The 18,240-nt window shown below is 70.2% G+C and carries 14 protein-coding genes and 1 pseudogene; 1 reads left to right on the plus strand and 14 read right to left on the minus strand.

The features are described from left to right. Positions 1-18: 18 nt before the first annotated feature. The 14 genes and pseudogenes from pgi to G412_RS0121685 all read right to left on the minus strand — a co-directional run bounded on the left by pgi (position 19) and on the right by G412_RS0121685 (position 17,012). The gene (gene pgi, locus G412_RS0121620; protein ID WP_028813904.1) at positions 19-1,671 is read right to left on the minus strand and encodes a glucose-6-phosphate isomerase; all 1,653 of its coding nucleotides are present in this window, start codon (positions 1,669-1,671) and stop codon (positions 19-21) included. A 58-nt stretch (positions 1,672-1,729) separates the two neighbouring features. Further along, positions 1,730-2,963: pseudogene (locus tag G412_RS35495) on the minus strand (MFS transporter). A gap of 110 nt (positions 2,964-3,073) precedes the next feature. Next, positions 3,074-3,409 carry an RNA polymerase-binding protein RbpA gene (locus G412_RS0121630; protein WP_010352468.1) on the minus strand — a complete coding sequence of 112 codons (336 nt, stop codon included), beginning with the start codon at positions 3,407-3,409 and terminating at the stop codon, positions 3,074-3,076. 218 nt (positions 3,410-3,627) lie between these two features. Further along, positions 3,628-3,858 (minus strand): preprotein translocase subunit SecG, encoded by a 231-nt coding sequence (secG, locus tag G412_RS0121635; RefSeq protein WP_028813905.1) that lies wholly within the window; start codon positions 3,856-3,858, stop codon positions 3,628-3,630. A gap of 129 nt (positions 3,859-3,987) precedes the next feature. Further along, positions 3,988-4,764 (minus strand): triose-phosphate isomerase, encoded by a 777-nt coding sequence (gene tpiA, locus G412_RS0121640; RefSeq protein WP_028813906.1) that lies wholly within the window; start codon positions 4,762-4,764, stop codon positions 3,988-3,990. Positions 4,765-4,770: 6 nt separating this feature from the next. Next, positions 4,771-5,982: a phosphoglycerate kinase gene (locus G412_RS0121645; protein ID WP_028813907.1), complete on the minus strand. Its 1,212-nt coding sequence runs from the start codon at positions 5,980-5,982 to the stop codon at positions 4,771-4,773. 105 nt (positions 5,983-6,087) lie between these two features. Continuing rightward, positions 6,088-7,092 (minus strand): type I glyceraldehyde-3-phosphate dehydrogenase, encoded by a 1,005-nt coding sequence (gap, locus tag G412_RS0121650; protein WP_028813908.1) that lies wholly within the window; start codon positions 7,090-7,092, stop codon positions 6,088-6,090. A 173-nt stretch (positions 7,093-7,265) separates the two neighbouring features. Beyond that, entirely contained in the window at positions 7,266-10,235 is a 2,970-nt protein-coding gene (locus G412_RS0121655; protein WP_028813909.1) for a M14 family metallopeptidase, read from the minus strand. A gap of 172 nt (positions 10,236-10,407) precedes the next feature. Next, on the minus strand, positions 10,408-11,397 hold the full coding sequence (gene whiA / locus G412_RS0121660) for a DNA-binding protein WhiA (RefSeq protein WP_028813910.1): 990 nt from the start codon (positions 11,395-11,397) through the stop codon (positions 10,408-10,410). Then, positions 11,388-12,422 (minus strand): gluconeogenesis factor YvcK family protein, encoded by a 1,035-nt coding sequence (locus G412_RS0121665; RefSeq protein ID WP_028813911.1) that lies wholly within the window; start codon positions 12,420-12,422, stop codon positions 11,388-11,390. The genes whiA and G412_RS0121665 overlap by 10 nt, the downstream gene beginning before the upstream one ends. Beyond that, the gene (gene rapZ / locus G412_RS0121670) at positions 12,419-13,390 is read right to left on the minus strand and encodes an RNase adapter RapZ (RefSeq protein WP_028813912.1); all 972 of its coding nucleotides are present in this window, start codon (positions 13,388-13,390) and stop codon (positions 12,419-12,421) included. The genes G412_RS0121665 and rapZ overlap by 4 nt, the downstream gene beginning before the upstream one ends. Then, a complete protein-coding gene (gene uvrC, locus G412_RS0121675; protein ID WP_051338532.1) occupies positions 13,387-15,426 on the minus strand; it encodes an excinuclease ABC subunit UvrC in 2,040 nt (679 codons plus the stop codon). Before uvrC ends, rapZ begins: the two co-directional genes overlap by 4 nt. A gap of 138 nt (positions 15,427-15,564) precedes the next feature. Then, positions 15,565-16,410, minus strand: a complete 846-nt coding sequence (locus G412_RS0121680) for a hypothetical protein (RefSeq protein WP_028813914.1) — start codon at positions 16,408-16,410, stop codon at positions 15,565-15,567. A 5-nt stretch (positions 16,411-16,415) separates the two neighbouring features. Next, the gene (locus tag G412_RS0121685) at positions 16,416-17,012 is read right to left on the minus strand and encodes a papain-like cysteine protease family protein (protein ID WP_028813915.1); all 597 of its coding nucleotides are present in this window, start codon (positions 17,010-17,012) and stop codon (positions 16,416-16,418) included. A 225-nt stretch (positions 17,013-17,237) separates the two neighbouring features. On the opposite strand from G412_RS0121685, the gene G412_RS0121690 reads away from it, so the two are divergent. Continuing rightward, a complete protein-coding gene (locus tag G412_RS0121690; RefSeq protein WP_244283169.1) occupies positions 17,238-18,230 on the plus strand; it encodes a hypothetical protein in 993 nt (330 codons plus the stop codon). Positions 18,231-18,240: the final 10 nt, after the last annotated feature.

Below are 18,240 nucleotides of genomic sequence, written 5' to 3' on the forward strand. Positions count from 1 at the left end.
CGGTCTCCTGTTCCTGGGTCAGCGCCCGCGCAAAGTACGGTATTTGGCGGCGAGGGTCGCCGTCGAGCTGTCCAGCTGCTCGCCGTCCCTGCCCTCGGTGAGCACCGGCTCGATCTTCTTGGCCAGTACCTTGCCGAGCTCGACACCCCACTGGTCGAACGAGTCGATGTTCCAGATGGCGCCCTGGACGAACACCTTGTGCTCGTACAGCGCGATCAACTGGCCCAGCACAGAGGGAGTGAGATCGTCCGCGAGGATCGTCGTCGTCGGGTGGTTGCCGCGGAACGTCTTGTGCGGCACGAGGTCCTCGGCCACTCCTTCCGCCCGCACCTCGTCGGGCGTCTTGCCGAAGGCCAGCGCCTGCGTCTGGGCGAAGAAGTTCGCCATGAGCAGGTCGTGCTGGGCCTCCAGGCCGGGCAGCAGGCCGGCGACCGGCCTGGCGAAGCCGATGAAGTCCGCCGGGATCATCTTCGTGCCCTGGTGCAGCAACTGGTAGTACGCGTGCTGCCCGTTGGTCCCCGGCGTGCCCCACACCACGGGCCCCGTCTGCCAGTCGACGGGGTTGCCCTCGCGGTCCACCGACTTGCCGTTGGACTCCATGTCAAGCTGCTGGAGGTACGCCGTGAACTTGCTCAGGTAGTGCGAGTACGGGAGCACCGCGTGCGCCTGGGCGTCGAAGAACGCCCCGTACCAGACGCCCAGCAGACCGAGCAGCAGCGGCGCGTTCTCCTCCGCGGGCGCGGTGCGGAAGTGTTCGTCGACGAGGCGGAAGCCGTCGAGCATCTCGCGGAAGCGGGCCGGGCCGATGGCGATCATCAGCGACAGGCCGATGGCCGAGTCGTACGAGTAGCGCCCGCCGACCCAGTCCCAGAACTCGAACATGTTGGCTGTGTCGATGCCGAAGTCCGCGACCTTCCCGGCATTCGTGGACAGCGCCACGAAGTGCTTGGCGACGGCGTCGCTTTCCGCCCGCAGACTGGTCAGCAGCCAGTCGCGCGCCGACGTGGCGTTGGTGATGGTCTCGATCGTGGTGAAGGTCTTGGACGCGATGATGAACAGCGTCTCGGCCGCGTCCAAGTCCCGCACGGCCTCGTGCAGATCCGCCCCGTCGACGTTGGACACGAAGCGGACCGTGAGGTCCCGGTCGGTGAAGGAGCGCAGCGCCTCGTACGCCATGGCGGGTCCGAGGTCGGAGCCGCCGATGCCGATGTTGACGACGTTCTTGATGCGCTTTCCGGTGTGACCGGTCCACTCCCCCGACCTGATCCGGTCGGCGAAGGCGGCCATCTTGTCGAGCACCTCGTGCACGGCGGGGACGACGTTCTCCCCGTCGACCTCGATCACCGCGTCGCGCGGGGCGCGCAGGGCGGTGTGGAGCACCGCGCGGTCCTCGGTGGTGTTGATCTTCTCCCCGCGGAACATCGCGTCCCGCAGCTCCGCGACCCCGGCCGCCCCGGCCAGTTCGCGCAGCAGCCCCAGCGTCTCGTCCGTCACCAGGTGCTTGGAATAGTCGAGATAGAGGTCGCCGACCTTGAGTGTGTACCCGCTGCCCCGCTCCGGATCGGCGGCGAACAGGTCGCGCAGATGCGTCTGGCCCAACTGCTCACGGTGCTTGGCGAGAGCGGCCCACTCGGGCATCTGGTTGAGCCGGGTACGGCTTTCTGTGTTCATCTCGGACATCAGCCCACTTCTTCTCGTACCTGCGTGCATGCCCCGCTGCCCCTCCAACCTAATTGATCAGAGCGGCCAGCGATGCTATGGCGGCCGCGAAGAGCGCCGCCGCCAGCAAGGCGGGCGCGTTCAGTCCCCAGGCGGCCGCTGCCGCGCCGCCGAGCAGCGCGCCGAGCGGTGCGCCGGCGACCGCGAGCGTACGGAACGCCGAACCGATACGCCCCAGCATCGCCTCGGGGCTGCGCTCCTGCATCAGCGTCACCTGATTCGTGTTCCACACCAGCCCCATGACTCCGAACAGCACCATCGCCCCGATCGTCACCCACAACTCGCGGACCAGGCCCATCGCGGCCAGGCAGCCGATCTGCACGGCTCCGGCGGTGAACACGCTCCGCACCCGCCCTATTCGCGTGGAGAGCCGCCCGGCGAGCAGCCCACCCGCCACGCTGCCCACGCCGTACGCCGTGAGGGTCGCCGCGTAACCGCCGTGCCCGCCGTCGAGCCAGCCGGTGACGTGGAGGACCAGGGTGGCGATGAGCGCTGCCATCCCGATGTTGCAGAGCGTGGTGGCGACGCAGATCCCGCGCAGCACCCGGTCGCCCCACAGCGCCCGCAGCCCTTGCGCGATGTCCCCGCGCAGCGTGCTGCCCGCCGGTCTTGGCGGCCGCTGCGGCCCCGTCACCGGCAGGGACGCGATCAGCACGGCCCCCAGGACGTACGTCGCGGCGTCCGCGGCGTACGGTACGGCTGCCCCGGCCAGCAGCAGCACCGGAACCAGCGGTGCGGCGAGGAAGCCGCCCGCGATCTGCTGTCCGGTCAGCAGCCGGGCGTTGGCGCTGCCCAGCGCGGCCTTGGGCACCAGAGAGGGCAGCAGGGCACGTGGCCGCGTTGTCGAAGAGCGTCTGGAGGGTGGTGAGCGCGAAGGCGAGCGCGATGAGCAGCGCTACGGAGGCGTGGCCGAGGGCGACCGTCACCGCGAAGGCGGCCATCAGGGCGGCCCGCACCAGATCCACGGCCCACATCGCCCGCCGCTGGTCCACCCGGTCGGCCACCGCACCGCCGAGCAGCCCGAACAGCAACCACGGCAGATAGCCGCACGCCGTCACCAGCGCCACCAGCACCGGGTCGGACGTCAGTGCGGCGGCCAGCAGCGGCATCGCGGCCGTGCGTAGCGAGTCGCCGAACTTCGAGACGACAGCAGCCGTCCACAGCCGGCCGAATCCCCCGCGCCAGGCCGGAGCCCGGACATCCGTCGCGGCCGGTTCTGCCGCCGCGGCCTCGCTCGTCGTCACAACTCCCCCTTCCGGTCCCCTGTTTCAAGAACCGTAGAGGGCGCCACTGACAATCGGCCCGCGAAGCGGTCCGGCCGGACACCCGCAGGCGTCCGGCCGGACCACAATTCCTAGATCTCGCCCCGCAGTTTCGCGAGGGCCTCGGCGAGAATCGCCTCGCCGTCCGCGTCGCTGCGCCGTTCCCGTACGTACGCGAGATGCGTTTTGTACGGCTCGGTGCGCGGCGGAGCCGGCGGATTGTCCCGGTCCTGTCCGGCCGGGAACCCGCAGCGCGGGCAGTCCCAGGTGTCCGGGACCTGAGCGTCACTGGCGAAGCTCGGCTGCGTCTCGTGCCCGTTCGAGCACCAGAAGGAGATGCGCAGACGGGGCGCGGACTCGCCGCGCTCAGCCTCGCCCATCGGCCCCGCTCCGACCCGGCTTCCCCGGATCGCGTTGCCACTTGCCACGGTCGTAACTCCCTGCGTGATGGTGCTGCACTGCATCAGTCAGCGGCTATCGCCGCGGAGTCGTCGAACAGCTCAGCTGCCTGCGCCCCAGTCTACGTAGGGCCCAACGCGCATCCACTGACCGGAGTTACATCCCCCGCCCCTGTGAACGCGAGCCGTGGACCCATGATAGGCCGCGCTCCCGTCTCCATACCGGACGACGGGTCAACTGTCCAGGGTCAGCTGTCCAGCTTCATGAGCAGACCAAGCACGATAATGCAGGCGAACCACATCAGACCGACCACCACGGTGATGCGGTCGAGGTTGCGCTCGGCGACCGAGGACCCACCGACGGACGACTGCATGCCGCCGCCGAACATGTCGGAGAGACCGCCGCCCTTCCCCTTGTGCATCAGAACCAGCAGCATCAGCAGCAGGCTGAAGACGATCAGGGCGATCGAGAACCCCATAACCACGGCTGGACCAACTTCCTCGGACTTCGGACTTCGGACTTCGAAGACGGGCGACGGGGGCCGGGCGGCTGCTGCACAGCCACCCCGGCCCCCGCCAGGGTACGACGGATCGGCCCTAGGGCCTACTCACTGGTCGCGGAACCGGACGATCTTGACGAACTCGTCCGCGTCCAGCGCCGCGCCGCCCACCAGGGCCCCGTCGACGTCCGGCTGCGCCATGATCGCGGCGACGTTCCCGGACTTGACCGAGCCGCCGTACTGAATGCGGACCTTGTCGGCCAGCTCCTGCGAGTACAGCTCCGCGAGACGGCCGCGGATCGCTCCGCAGACCTCCTGCGCGTCCTCGGGAGTGGCGACCTCGCCGGTGCCGATGGCCCACACCGGCTCGTACGCGATCACGATGGACTCGGCCTGCTCGGCCGGGATGTCCTTGAGGCCGCCGTCGAGCTGGGCGAGCGTGTACGCGACCTGGTTGCCCGCCTTGCGGATGTCCAGGCCCTCGCCGACGCACAGGATCGGGGTCAGACCGTGCTTGTACGCGGCCTTCACCTTGGCGTTGCAGAGCTCGTCGGTCTCGTTGTGGTACTGCCGGCGCTCGGAGTGCCCGACGGCGACGAAGGCGCACTTGAGCTTGGCGAGCATCGCGCCCGAGATCTCACCGGTGTACGCACCGGAGTCGTGCGCCGAGAGGTCCTGGGCACCGTACTTGATCTTGAGCTTGTCGCCGTCCACCAGCGTCTGTACGGACCGCAGGTCGGTGAAGGGGGGGAGGACCGCGACCTCTACGGCGTCGTAGTCCTTGTCGGCGAGCGCGAAGGAGAGCTTCTGGACGTGCGCGATGGCCTCAAGATGGTTGAGGTTCATCTTCCAGTTGCCCGCCATCAGCGGGAGTCGGTTGCTCATTAAGGGTCAGTCCTCCAGTGCGGCGAGGCCGGGAAGCGTCTTGCCTTCGAGGTATTCGAGGCTCGCGCCGCCACCGGTCGAGATGTGGCCGAATGCGTTCTCGTCGAAGCCCAGGATGCGGACGGCGGCGGCGGAGTCGCCACCACCGACCACCGTGAAGGCGGGGCTGTCGACGAGGGCCTGGGCGACCGCCTTGGTGCCCTCGGCGTAATCGGGGTGCTCGAAGACGCCCATCGGACCGTTCCAGAAGACGGTGGCCGCGTCGGCGAGCTTCGATGCGTACAGCCTGCGGGTCTCCGGACCGATGTCCAGACCCTCCTGGTCGGCCGGAATGGCGTCCGCGGCGACCGTCGCCGGGTTCGCCGGAGCCTTCGTCTTCAGGTCCGGGAATTCCGCGGAGACCAGGACGTCGACGGGGAGCACGAACTCCACGCCCTTGGCCTTGGCGCGCTCCAGGTACTCCAGGACCGTCGGGATCTGGTCCTTCTGGAGCAGCGAGATGCCGACCTCGTGGCCCTGCGCCTTGAGGAAGGTGTACGCCATGCCGCCGCCGACCAGGATGCGGTCGGCCTTCTCAAGGAGGTGGTCGATCACGCCGAGCTTGTCGGAGACCTTGGCGCCGCCGAGGACCACGACGTACGGCCGCTTGACGTCCTCGGTGAGCTTCTTCAGGACGCCGACCTCGGTGGCGATGAGGCCGCCCGCGACGTGCGGCAGGCGGGCCGGCAGGTCGAAGACCGAGGCGTGCTTGCGGTGCACGGCGCCGAAGCCGTCACCGACGTACACATCGGCGAGCTGGGCCAGCTGGTCCGCGAAGGCGCCGCGCTCGGCGTCGTCCTTCGACGTCTCGCCGGCGTTGAAGCGGAGGTTCTCGACGACCGCGACCTGGCCGTCGGCCAGGCCCGCGACGACGGCCTTGGCGGACTCGCCGACCGTGTCGGTCGCGAAGGCGACGTCCGTCTTGAGAAGTTCACCGAGGCGCGCCGCGGCCGGGGCGAGCGAGAAGGCCGGGTCCGGGGCGCCCTTGGGGCGGCCCAGGTGCGAGGCGACGACGACCCGGGCGCCCGCGGCGGCGAGCTTCTCGATCGTCGGCTGGACGGCGCGGATGCGGCCGTCGTCGGTGATGGTGGTGCCTTCGAGGGGCACGTTGAGGTCGGCGCGGACGAATACCCGCTTGCCCGCGACCCCTTCGGCGAGAAGTTCGTCGATCGTCTTCATCTGTTTACTGGACTCCTTGGGAGACAAAACACGTGACAGGGCCCGGGCGGCGCCGCGTTGCGCTGCCCGAGCCCTGTGCTCACATCGAGGTGCCTGCCGGACGGATCAGAGCTGGCTGCCGACGAAGACCGTGAGGTCGACGAGGCGGTTGGAGTAGCCCCACTCGTTGTCGTACCAGCCGATGACCTTGACCTGCGTGCCCTCGGCCATGGTCAGCGACGAGTCGAAGGTGCAGGACGCCGGCTCGTTGACGATGTCGGAGGACACGATCGGGTCGACCGTGTACTCGACGATGCCCTTGAGCTCACCCTCGGCGGCCTTCTGGAAGGCCGCGTTGATCTCGTCCTTGGTGACTTCGCGCTCCAGCGTGATGACCAGGTCGGTGACCGAACCGGTCGGGACCGGGACGCGCATCGCGATGCCGTCGAGCTTGCCCTTGAGCTGCGGCAGGACCAGCGCGGTGGCCTTGGCGGCGCCCGTGGTGGTCGGAATGATGTTCTCGGCGGCGGCGCGAGCGCGACGCAGGTCGGAGTGCGGGAAGTCCAGGATGCGCTGATCGTTGGTGTACGCGTGCACCGTGGTCATCAGGCCCTTGACGATGCCGAAGTTCTCGTCGAGAACCTTGGCCATCGGCGCCACACAGTTGGTGGTGCAGGAGGCGTTGGAGATGACGTGGTGGTTGGCCGCGTCGTACTTGTCCTGGTTGACGCCCATCACGATGGTGATGTCCTCGTTCTTGGCCGGAGCCGAGATGAGGACCTTCTTCGCACCACCGGCGAGGTGCTTCTCGGCATCCGCCTTCTTGGTGAAGATGCCGGTGGACTCGATCACGATGTCGACGCCCAGCTCGCCCCACGGAATGTCCGCCGGGTTGCGCTCGGAGAGCACCTTGATGGTGTGATCGTCGACGGTGATGGTGTCCGCCGTGTGCGACACCTCGGCCTTGAGGCGGCCGAGGATGGTGTCGTACTTCAGAAGGTGTGCCGTGGTCGCAGTGTCACCCAGGTCGTTGACAGCCACGATCTCGATGTCCGCACCCTGCTCCAGCAGCGCCCGGAAGTAGTTGCGCCCGATGCGGCCGAAGCCGTTGATGCCTACGCGGATCGTCACGAAACCGATCTCCTCGTTGGTACGCCGGGTTTCGACGCCGGCGAGATGTATGGGATGTCCCCGACCGCTTCCGACCCTACCTCTACGTGGCGCTGTGGGTGACATCGAGCGGCCCCGTACGCGGCACGGCGGCCCGTACTCCCCAGTAGGGGCACGGACCGCCGCCCCCGGCGTCAGCGCCGCAGCGAACTCAGCGCCTTACCGAGCAGCGCGGCCCGCTCGGCGGCGCCCGGAACGTGCTCCAGGCCGAATCCGAAGAGGACCGTGTCACGCGTAGTGACCGCCGCGTAGGACTTGAACAGCTCGCCCGAGCGGGCCCAGTCGCCTCCGGCGGCGGGGCTTCCGGCCGGGGCTCCCGGCACGGTCCAGGCACCGAGCGACGTCTCGAAGCCCTCGCTCTCCTGGTCGGCCCCGCCGACGGTCAGGCGCGCGTCGTCCACGAAGACGCCGCGGCCGCCGCTGCCGGGGTCGGTGATGGAGCTGAGCGCCAGCTCGACCTTCTTGCCCGCGTAGGCGCTGAGGTCGAAGGAGACCTGCTTCCAGCCGCCGGACGAGCCGGTGAAGCTGTTCCACGCGCCACTGGTGCCGGTCGCCGTGCAGCCGCCCGCCTCCAGGGTGAGGTAGTGGCGCAGGAAGGGGTGTCCGTTGATGTAGTAGCCCTGGTCGCACTCGGCCGGTACCGCGGTCCTGGTGGCGCCGCCCGCTTCGGACAGCGTGGTCCAGTCCTCGGCGCCCACGGTGTGTGCCTCCAGAACGGCGTGGTCGTAGGCGTTCTCGGTGTTCCAGTTGAGGGCGAGACGCAACTGCGGCTTGTCCGCCGCGCTCACCCCGGTGAGGTCGACCGTACGGGCGAGGCGCTTCCAGGTGCCGTCCTCGTGCGCGGCGGCGGCCATCCACCGGCCCGCGTACGGGGCGTACGGATTGACGACTCCCGTGTAGCGGCCCGCGTGCGCGCTCTGGAACTGCGGGAACCGCTCGGCCGGCAGCGTGTCCGAGGTGACGGTGTACGCGCCCGCGGCGTCCAGCGGGTTTCCGGGCGCTCCCGTGAGCGGGCTGTCCGTTCCCGCGAGTGTTCCCGTGCCGGTGAATCCGGTGGCGCCGGCGGCGTTCGTACGCCCGTAGGCGCCGAGGTAGTACTGGCTGAAGTCGTTGGTGACGGCCGGGCCGACGAGCGCGTTGCCACCCGCCAGTTCACCGGCCTCGATCAGCTTGCCGCCCTCGTTGAGGAACGCCCGTACGGCCAGCTGGGTGGGGCCTGTGGGCGCCTTGGCGCCGGTGTAGTGGACAGCGGTGCGGAAGTGGGAGAGGACGCCGAGCGCGTGCGGTGCGCCGTGGGTGGCGACGTCCCAGACGGCGGCACTGCGGCCGTTCGCCCTGAGCGCGTCGACGTACTTCTGTGCGTGCTGCGCCGGTGCGCCCTCTTCGGCGATCACCAGCGTGTCCGCGCGGGAACGCTTCGCGACCGTGTACGTGAAGTGCTCGCTGGAGGTGCGCTTGCCGGCCTTGGTGCGTCCGGTGAACCACACCTCCACCTTGTCGCCGGGCCCGGCGTCCTCGACCTCCGCGCGGTACTCGTCGAACCAGAGGTTGTCCTCGCCGCCGTAGGTCTCGCCGCCCTTCCAGCGCTCCAGGTCCTCGTCGTGCGTACGGCCGCCGTTGACGCGGTAGTTGAGCTCCTTGTCGCGCAGGGACTTGCGGGCTGTTACGGCGACCTCCTGGTCGCCTCCGCGTGCGTAGGACGTCGTGAAGGTGTCCGGTGTGAAGTCGGGGGCCGCCATACCGACGGCCGAGGACGGCCGGTCGGGGTGGGCGGCGGTCTCCGCGACGGAGAGCGCGAAGGGGATGTTCTTGGCGAACTCCGCCTGGATCAGCTTCTCGTCGTCGGGGAAGTTGAATCCGGACTGGCAGTCCTCGGGCTTCCACTGGTCATCGGGGTCGATGTTCGACGCCGTCTGGCAGGTGGTCATCTCCGGGGTGAACATCATCGTGCCGTTGACGTTGGCCGCGTGCCCGTCGGCCTCGCCGTTGGTCGTGTAGAGCTCGGAGGAGACCTGCGGGTGGTATCCGGGAACGGCGGGCTTCTCGGGCGTTCCCGCGAGCGCCTTGTAGAGCACGTCGTCGGGGGTCGGCGTGGCGACCTGCCAGCCGACTCCGTAGAGGATCAGCTCGGCGGCGGAGTGGTAGTTGATGCCGTACTCGAAACCGATGCGCTTCTGCAGGCGGTCGAGCGCCTGCGTCTCGGGTTCGGACATGGGGGACGCGCCGCGGTAGGTGGAGCTGGCGGGGTTGGGTGACGAACCCTCGTTGTCGTAGCCCCACTTGTAGGCAAAGTTGCGGTTGAGGTCGACGCCGTCGCTCGCGGTGTACTTGCCGTCGGCGTCGATGTCGCGCATGTTCTTGCGCCAGAGGCGGTCGCCCGCCGGGTCGTGGGTCCAGTCGTAGCCGTCCGGGTTGGCGGAGAGCACGAACCACAGCTCGGTGGAGTCCACGATCTTCGTGATGCGGCGGTCCTTGCCGTACCGGTCCAGGTAGTGGTGCATCAGCCGCCGGGTCATCTCCGGGGTGATCCACTCACGGGCGTGCTGGTTGGACAGGTAGAGCACGGAGGGCTTGGCGCCGTCCTTGGTCTTCTTGGCGCCCTTGGTGAGCTTGAGGGCGAGGATGTCCTTGCCCTGGTAGCTCTTGCCGATGGAGACGACCTTGGTGAGGTCCGGGTGCGCCTGGCCGGCCTTGACGATCTCCTCCTGGAGATTTCCCTTGCCGCTGTACGGGCGGTAGACGCCGTCTCCGGCTGCGGCGATGCGGGACTCGGTCTTCGCCGAGACCTTGCGCTCGGTGAGGTTCCTGACGCCCTTGGCGGCCAGGTCCTCGGCCTGGGCGTCGGTGAGGAAGAGCTCGACGCGCGCCGTGCCCTTCTCCGGTGCGCGTTCGCCCATCTCGTGGGCGTCCTGGCCGGCGGCCAGGAGCAGGGGTATCTGCTCCTTGGTGACGTCGGCGTTGAACACCTTGACGGCGTCGGCGCCCGCGTCGGCCCCGGCCGCGCCGGTGGCGCCCGTCCCGTCGGCCTGCGCGACCGGTGCCACCGTCACACCGCCGATGAGCAATGCGCCCGCTGCGAGGGTCGATCTCGCTCTGCGTCTCATGAGCCCCCCTTGCTGTTGCCTGCCACGTCAGTAGACAGACGACAGGCTCATGACAGTTCATGATCATGTCAATAGTGCCTGCGGGGTACGCGAAACCGCCGCCGTGCCCCAGGGGACACCGGCGGCGGCGAGCCGTACGCAGACGTGCGGAGAGCTGCTGAAGGGTGCCGGATCAGCCGACCAGGCCGTCGGCCATCTCCTCGGTGATCGTGGACTCCGTACCGGGGATACCCAGGTCCTGAGCCCGCTTGTCCGCCATGGCCAGCAGACGGCGGATGCGGCCCGCAACGGCGTCCTTCGTGAGCGGCGGGTCGGCCAGCGCGCCCAGCTCCTCCAGGGATGCCTGCTTGTGGTCCATGCGCAGCCGTCCGGCGGCGGCGAGGTGCTCGGGCACCTCTTCGCCGAGGATCTCCAGTGCACGGCCCACCCGGGCACCCGCCGCGACGGCCGCGCGCGCCGAGCGGCGCAGGTTGGCGTCGTCGAAGTTGGCCAGCCGGTTGGCGGTGGCGCGGACCTCGCGGCGCATCCGCCGCTCCTCCCAGGCCAGCACCGACTCGTGCGCGCCGAGACGGGTCAGCAGGGCCCCGATCGCGTCCCCGTCCCGTACGACGACACGGTCCACGCCGCGCACCTCGCGCGCCTTGGCACCGATGGAGAGCCTGCGGGCGGCGCCGACGAGGGCGAGGGCGGCCTCGGGTCCGGGGCAGGTGACTTCCAGCGAGGACGAGCGGCCCGGCTCGGTGAGCGAGCCGTGCGCGAGGAACGCGCCGCGCCAGGCGGCCTCGGCGTCACACGTGGCGCCGGAGACGACCTGCGGGGGCAGCCCGCGGATGGGGCGGCCGCGGCCGTCGACCAGCCCGGTCTGGCGCGCCAGCTGGTCGCCGCCCGCCACCACCCGTACGAGGTAACGGGAGCCACGTCGCAGACCGCTCGGGGCCATCACCACCAGCTCGGAGTGGTGCCCGAAGATCTCCAGGATGTCCTTCTTGAGCCTGCGCGCCGCGAAGCTCACGTCCAGCTCCGCCTCGATCACAATCCGGCCGCTCACCAGGTGCAGCCCGCCCGCGAACCGAAGAATCGCCGAGACCTCCGCCTTCCTGCAGCAGGTCCGGGTGACGGGGAGCCGGGAGATTTCGTCCTTCACCGCTGCCGTCATCGCCATGGGCCGATCCTTCCATGCATCCGAAAAATACGGTCGTACGCGGCGGCCAACAGCTCCGGGTCGTGCTTCGGGGAGCCGTCGGGCGCGGCGACCGGCGCCAGCTCGACCGCGGCCCCGAGCCGCTTGGCGGCATCGGCGAGGGACTCGCGATCGGGCACGGCAGCCTCGTCGGCCAACACCACGTCCAGGGCGAGTTTAGGGGCGTGTCGTCCCAAAACCTCCAAATGACGCTGCGGAGAGAAGCCATCGGTTTCTCCGGGTTGCGGTGCGAGGTTGAGCGACAGGACCCGGCGGGCCTTCGTCTGTGTGAGCGCGTCGAGCAGCTCGGGCACCAGGAGGTGCGGAATCACCGACGAGAACCACGAGCCGGGACCGAGCACCACCCAGTCCGCGTCGAGCACGGCGGCGACGGCCTCGGGGACGGCCGGCGGGCCCTGCGGGACGAGGTGTACGGACTGCACCTCGCCGGGGGTGAGCGCCACGGTCGCCTGGCCGCGCACCGTGTCCACGTCGTCCGGGCGCAGGGGATCGTGCCCCCGTACGAGCGCCTGGAGCTCCAGCGGCACGGCGGACATGGGCAGCACCCGGCCGTGCGCGCCGAGGAGCCTGCCGACCAGGTCCAGGGCCTGGACGTGGTCGCCGAGCTGCTCCCACAGGGCGACGATCAGCAGATTGCCGACGGCGTGGTCGTGCAGGTCGCCGCGGCTGGAGAAGCGGTGCTGGATGACGCGCGACCAGGTCTGGCCCCAGTCGTCGTCCCCGCACAGCGCGGCGAGAGCCTTGCGCAGGTCACCCGGCGGCAGTACGCCCAGTTCGTCGCGCAGCCGCCCGCTGGAGCCGCCGTCGTCGGCGACGGTGACCACCGCGGTCAGGTCGCCGGTGATGCGGCGCAGCGCCGTGAGCGATGCCGAGAGGCCCATCCCGCCGCCGAGCGCGACGACCTTGGGCTGGGCGCCGCGCTTGCGCTGCGGCCGCGCGGCGTCATTGCCACGCAGCCGCCGCAGACGGAAGTTGCGTCCGGTCACTCGCGCCCCATGTCCCGGTGGACGAGGACGGTCTCGACGCCTTCGGAGGAGAGGCGGGCCGCCAGCTTCTCCGACATGGCGACGCTGCGGTGCTTGCCGCCCGTACAGCCGACGGCGATGGTGACGTAGCGCTTGCCCTCGCGGCGGTAGCCGGCGGCGATGAGCTGGAGCAGCTCGGTGTACTGGTCGAGGAACTCCTTGGCGCCCGGCTGGTTGAAGACGTAACCGGAGACCTCTTCGTTGAGGCCGGTGAAGGGGCGCAGCTCCGGGACCCAGTGGGGGTTCGGCAGGAAGCGGCAGTCGACGACGAGGTCGGCATCCACCGGAAGGCCGTACTTGTAGCCGAACGACATGACCGTGGCACGCAGCTGCGGCTCGTCGTCGCCCGCGAACTGGGCGTCCATCTTGGCGCGCAGCTCGTGGACGTTGAGGCTGGAGGTGTCGATGACCAGGTCGGCGTCGCCGCGCAGCTCGCGCAGCAGGTCGCGCTCGGCCGCGATGCCGTCCGTGATCCGGCCGTCGCCCTGGAGCGGGTGGGGGCGGCGTACGGATTCGAAACGGCGTACCAGGGCGTCGTCCGAGGACTCCAGGAAGACGATCCGCCGGGTGACCTCCTTGGCGTCCAGGTCGGCCAGGGACTCGCGGAGGTTGTCGAAGAAGCGCCGGCCCCGGACGTCGACGACGACGGCGATCCGGGCGACGTTGCCCTGCGAGCGGGCGCCGAGCTCCACCATGGTGGGGATCAGGGCGGGCGGCAGGTTGTCGACGACGAACCAGCCGAGGTCTTCGAGGCACTTCGCGGCGGTGCTGCGGCCCGCTCCCGACATGCCCGAGATGATCACCAGCTCGGGGATGGCCGGCTCGGCCGCCTCACCGTTGTGGCCGTTGTGACCGTTCTGACCGGTTTCACCGGTTTCCCCGGTCGTGCCCGTACTCACGTGTGCTCCGTCTCCGTCGTGCTCAGTCATTCCTGCTGCCCCCGTTCCGGCGGGGAGACCGCGGGTGCTCCCGCGATTTCCTCGTCGTCTTCAATGATCTCTCCTGTCGCCGTGTTCACGGCGGGTGCGGCAGGCGCCGCCTGTGCGAGGAACCCGGCGACGGTCTCGGCCGTCTTGCGGCCTATCCCCGGCACCTCGCAGATCTGGTCGATTGTGGCGGACCGGAGCTTCTTCACCGAACCGAAGTGCTTGATCAGGGCGTGCTTGCGGGTCTCGCCGAGGCCGGGGACCTCGTCGAGCGGGCCTGCCCGGAACCGCTTGGCGCGCTTGGTGCGCTGGTAGCGGATGGCGAAGTCGTGAGCCGTGTCACGGACCCGCTGGAGGAGGTAGAGCCCCTCGCTGCTGCGGGGCAGGACGACCGGGTCGTCCTCGCCGGGCACCCAGACCTCTTCGAGGCGCTTGGCGAGCCCGCAGACGGCCACGTCGTCGATGCCGAGCTCGTCGAGGGCACGCTGGGCGGCGGCCACCTGGGGCTGCCCGCCGTCGACGACGACGAGCTGCGGCGGGTACGCGAAACGCTTGGGCCTGCCGTCGTCCTCCACGTTCGGCTCCGGCTCGGCGGGTACCTCCGTGGCCCCGTTCTCCTGGATCCACTCCCCCGTCTTCTCCTTCTCCTGGAGATAGCGCCTGAAGCGGCGGGTGAGCACCTCGTGCATGGAGCGGACGTCGTCCTGGCCCTCGAAGGTCTTGATCTGGAAGCGGCGGTACTCGCTCTTGCGCGGCAGGCCGTCCTCGAAGACGACCATGGAGGCCACCACGTCGTCGCCCTGGAGGTGGGAGACGTCGAAGCACTCGATGCGCAGCGGGGCGGAGTCCAGGCCGAGCGCTTGCGCGATCTCCTCCAGGGCGCGGGAGCGGGTGGTCAGGTCGGACGCGCGCCTGGTCTTGTGCAGGACGAGGGCCTGCTGGGCGTTGCGCTGGACCGTCGCCATGAGGTCCTTCTTGTCGCCACGCTGCGGGATGCGCAGCGACACGTTCGAGCCGCGCCGCTCCGCGAGCCACTGGGACACCGCCGGGGAGTCCTCGGGCATGGCCGGGACGAGGACCTCCTTGGGCACGGCGTCGCCCTGCTCCTCGCCGTACAACTGCTGGAGCGCGTGCTCGACGAGGCCGGCGGTGTCGACGGCCTCGACCTTGTCGGTGACCCAGCCGCGCTGGCCGCGGACCCGTCCGCCGCGTACGTGGAAGATCTGTACGGCCGCTTCCAGCTCGTCCTCGGCGACGGCGATCAGGTCGGCGTCGGTGGCGTCGTTGAACACCACCGCGTTCTTCTCCAGGGCGCGGCGCAGCGCCCCTATGTCATCGCGCAGCCGGGCGGCCTTCTCGTACTCCATGTCCTCGGCGGCCTCGTGCATCTGCTGCTCGATGCGCTTGAGGTACTGGCCGGTGCGGCCGGCCATGAAGTCGCAGAACTCCTCTGCCAGTTCGCGGTGCTCCTCGGGGGTGACGCGGCCCACGCAGGGCGCCGAGCACTTGCCGATGTAGCCGAGGAGGCAGGGGCGGCCGGTCCGGGCGGCGTTCTTGAAGACACCGGCCGAGCAGGTGCGTACAGGGAAGACGCGGAGCATGAGGTCGACGGTCTCGCGGATCGCCCAGGCGTGTCCGTACGGACCGAAGTAGCGCACGCCCTTCTTCTTGGGGCCGCGCATGACCTGGACCCTGGGGAACTCCTCGTTGAGGGTCACGGCGAGGGACGGATAGCTCTTGTCGTCGCGGTACTTGACGTTGAAGCGGGGGTCGAACTCCTTGATCCAGGAGTACTCCAGCTGGAGCGCCTCCACCTCGGTGGAGACGACCGTCCACTCGACGGACGCGGCCGTGGTGACCATGGTGCGGGTGCGCGGGTGGAGATTGGCCAGGTCCTGGAAGTACGAGGACAGGCGCGGGCGCAGGCTTTTCGCCTTCCCGACGTAGATCACCCGGCGGTGCTCGTCGCGGAATTTGTAGACCCCCGGCGAGTCGGGGATCTGTCCCGGCTTGGGGCGGTAGCTGGAGGGGTCGGCCATGTCAGACACCCTACTTGCGGACAGTGACAACGCGGTGCGGGAGCGGGTCTCCTCAATCGCCGGAGGGGCTCATACGGAGCCCGTCCGGCGATCGGGGAGCGGGGTCCGGGGCAGGGCCCCCGCAGGATGGCCCGGCCCTTACCCGTCCTGGGCCGTGCGGCGGCGCAGGAAGATCACCGTGGAGGCGAGAACCAGGACGGCGAGTCCGGCCACGCCCGCAGCCGGCGACGGCCCGGAGGCGGCTGGGCCGGCGGAGGCGGCTGCGCCCGCGGAGCCGGCTGCGACCGGTGCCGCCGCGGGCGCCGCCCCGTAACCGCCCGCCTTGCCCTTCTTCGCGTACGCCGAGCCGGGGAGCTTGTCGCCGTACGCCTTGCGGACGCGTTCCTGGTAGGCGGCGAGCGTGGTGCCGGCGGCGCCCACCGCCCGTAGCGCGTCCTCGTCCAGGGGCAGCACGCGCGCGCGCCGCTGCACGAACCAGGCGTCGAGCTGCGGCTCGCGGAAAACGGTGCCTCCCGGAAGCGTCCGGGCGCCCTTCGCGGCGTAACGCGCCTCGTCGTCACCGGTGGCGATGTTCACCACCTGCCAGGAACGGCTCCTGCCGTTCGCGGGAACCATCCACAGGGACGCCTTCCGGCCGTCCGAGGAGACGGCCGTTCCCGCGAGGTACTCCAGTTTCGCCACCGGGGCGCCCTCGCGGCCCGCGACGAAGTCGGGCGAGAGCGTGTAGACGGGCACTGTGGCGCCGCTGATACGGGGGTCGGCCGCCGCCGTGGTGACGGCGTCCTCGCGGGCGAAGAAGCGGGCCAGGGTGGAGCGGGTGGCGGGTGCGGCGGCCGCCCGGTGCGCGGCGGCCCGGTGCTCGGCGGAGGGGGCGGCGGGAGCGGGGGGCACCGGGTTCCCGGCGGCGCCGGCCGACGGGGCGAGGCCCAGGAGGAACGTCGCGGCTGTCGCGGCGACGGCGGCCCGCGTGACGTGTCGGGTCATCGCGCTCACGCCCCTATCCGGTAGAGCGAGTGGGTCCAGGAGAAGGAGTTGTTGTTGACGTACCAGTTGTGGGACGCCCAGTTGTAGCGGTCGCTGGTGGCCCACGGGTCGCCCCAGTAGACCCAGCTGTTGGCGGTGTCGTAGCCGTAGATGACGTGCATGTGACCGCCGCCGCTCTGCCACTGGATGCGGGTTTCGACGGGCCGGTCGGCGTTGACCTCGGTCTGTACGGTCGGGTAGCGGAGCCAGCCGCTGACGTACGAGCCGGGGTTGATGCCCGCCCAGTCGAGGCCGTTCTGGACGTTGCCGAGGGTGGCCTGGTTGTTGGGGCACTCGGTGCCCTGCTGGCGGCCGAAAGCGGCGTTGCAGAACTGATTCTGGGTGTAGTTCCTGCCGAACCAGGCGGCGATGGTGTTGCCGCCGGCGGCCCAGCACCAGTTGGTCTTCTGCTGGGCCTGCATGGTGATGTTCAGACGCTTGGCGGCCAGTGCCGCTCGTGCGTCGTCGGTGGCGGCCGCGGCGGTGGCCGGGGTGGCGGGGATGCTGAGCAGGACGGCGGCGGTCACGACGGCCGGGGAGAGCCGTCTCCTTCGGTTGCGCATCGCGTTCCTCCCGAGGCGGGGGGTGAGTGGAGGAGCGCGTCCGGACGCTGTTGAGGAGCATCAGGGAGTTGTCGGGGGCAGGTCAACACGCTTCAATGCGGGTGACACAGCGCTGTGAACGGTGTGGCCCGTGAGTGAACGTTCTCCATCCGCCCACCTGGCCACCGGCCCCGCCGGCGCACCGTCGCACCCGCCCCGTCGTGAACGTTCACTGGAGGATTCCCGATGCCGCAGATCACAGAGAAGGGGGCAGGAGGCCGCGCAGCGGGGCGGCGGGCGCGCGGAGGTCCGGACGACACCGCGGCAGCCGGTCTGGAGCAGGCCCTGCACACCGGCCCCTTCCACCTGGCGCTGCGTGCCGCGCTCGCCGCGCGCGGGCTGCCGTTGCAGCGTGTGCAGCACCATCTGGCCGGCCGCGGGATCAAGGTCGGTGTCACGAGCCTCAGTTACTGGCAGCAGGGCGCACGGCGCCCGCAGCGCGCCGAGTCACTGCGCGCCGTACGCGCCCTGGAGGAGTTGCTGCGGCTGCCCGGCGATTCACTGATCCGGCTGCTCGGCGCCGGGGCCGTGCCCAGTGACATCGAGCGCCCCGCCACGCGCTCGTACCGCGCCCTCGTCGAGGCCTCCGACGCCCTGGAGGGGCTGCTCGCCGAGCTGGAGTTCCCGGCCGACGGCGGGCTGCACACCGTGGGCCACCACGAGCGCGTACGGATAGGAGCGGGGCGGGAGCTGGTCGGCCGCGACTCGCAGCACGTCGTACGGGCCCACCGCGACGGCATCGACCGCTACCTGGCCATCCACCACGGCGACCCCGGCTGCGACCCCGCTCGGGTGGTGGTGCGGGCGCGGGAGAACTGCCGGACGGGGCGGGTGCGGTGGGACGCGGACTCGGGGGTCGTCGTGGCCGAGCTGCTCTTCGACACGCGTTTGCGGGCCGGTGAGACGTACCTCTTCGGTTACGCCGTGGACGACGGCACCGCAGGCCCCAGCAGCGAGTACGTGCGCGGCTTCAGCTTCACCGGTGGCCAGTACGTGCTCCAGGTGCGCTTCGACGAGCAGGCGCTGCCCGTACGGTGCCGGCGCTTCGCGCAGACCTCGGCGGGCGCGGCGCGCGGCGCCCGCAGGGACCTCACGCTGAGCGGGCGGCACGGGACCGTGCACCTGGTGGAGCAGGGGGTGCGGGCCGGGATTCTCGGGATCGACTGGGACTGGGAGTGAAGTGATGGTC

The sequence above is a fragment of the Streptomyces flavidovirens DSM 40150 genome, from assembly GCF_000429085.1.
Classification (GTDB): domain Bacteria; phylum Actinomycetota; class Actinomycetes; order Streptomycetales; family Streptomycetaceae; genus Streptomyces; species Streptomyces flavidovirens.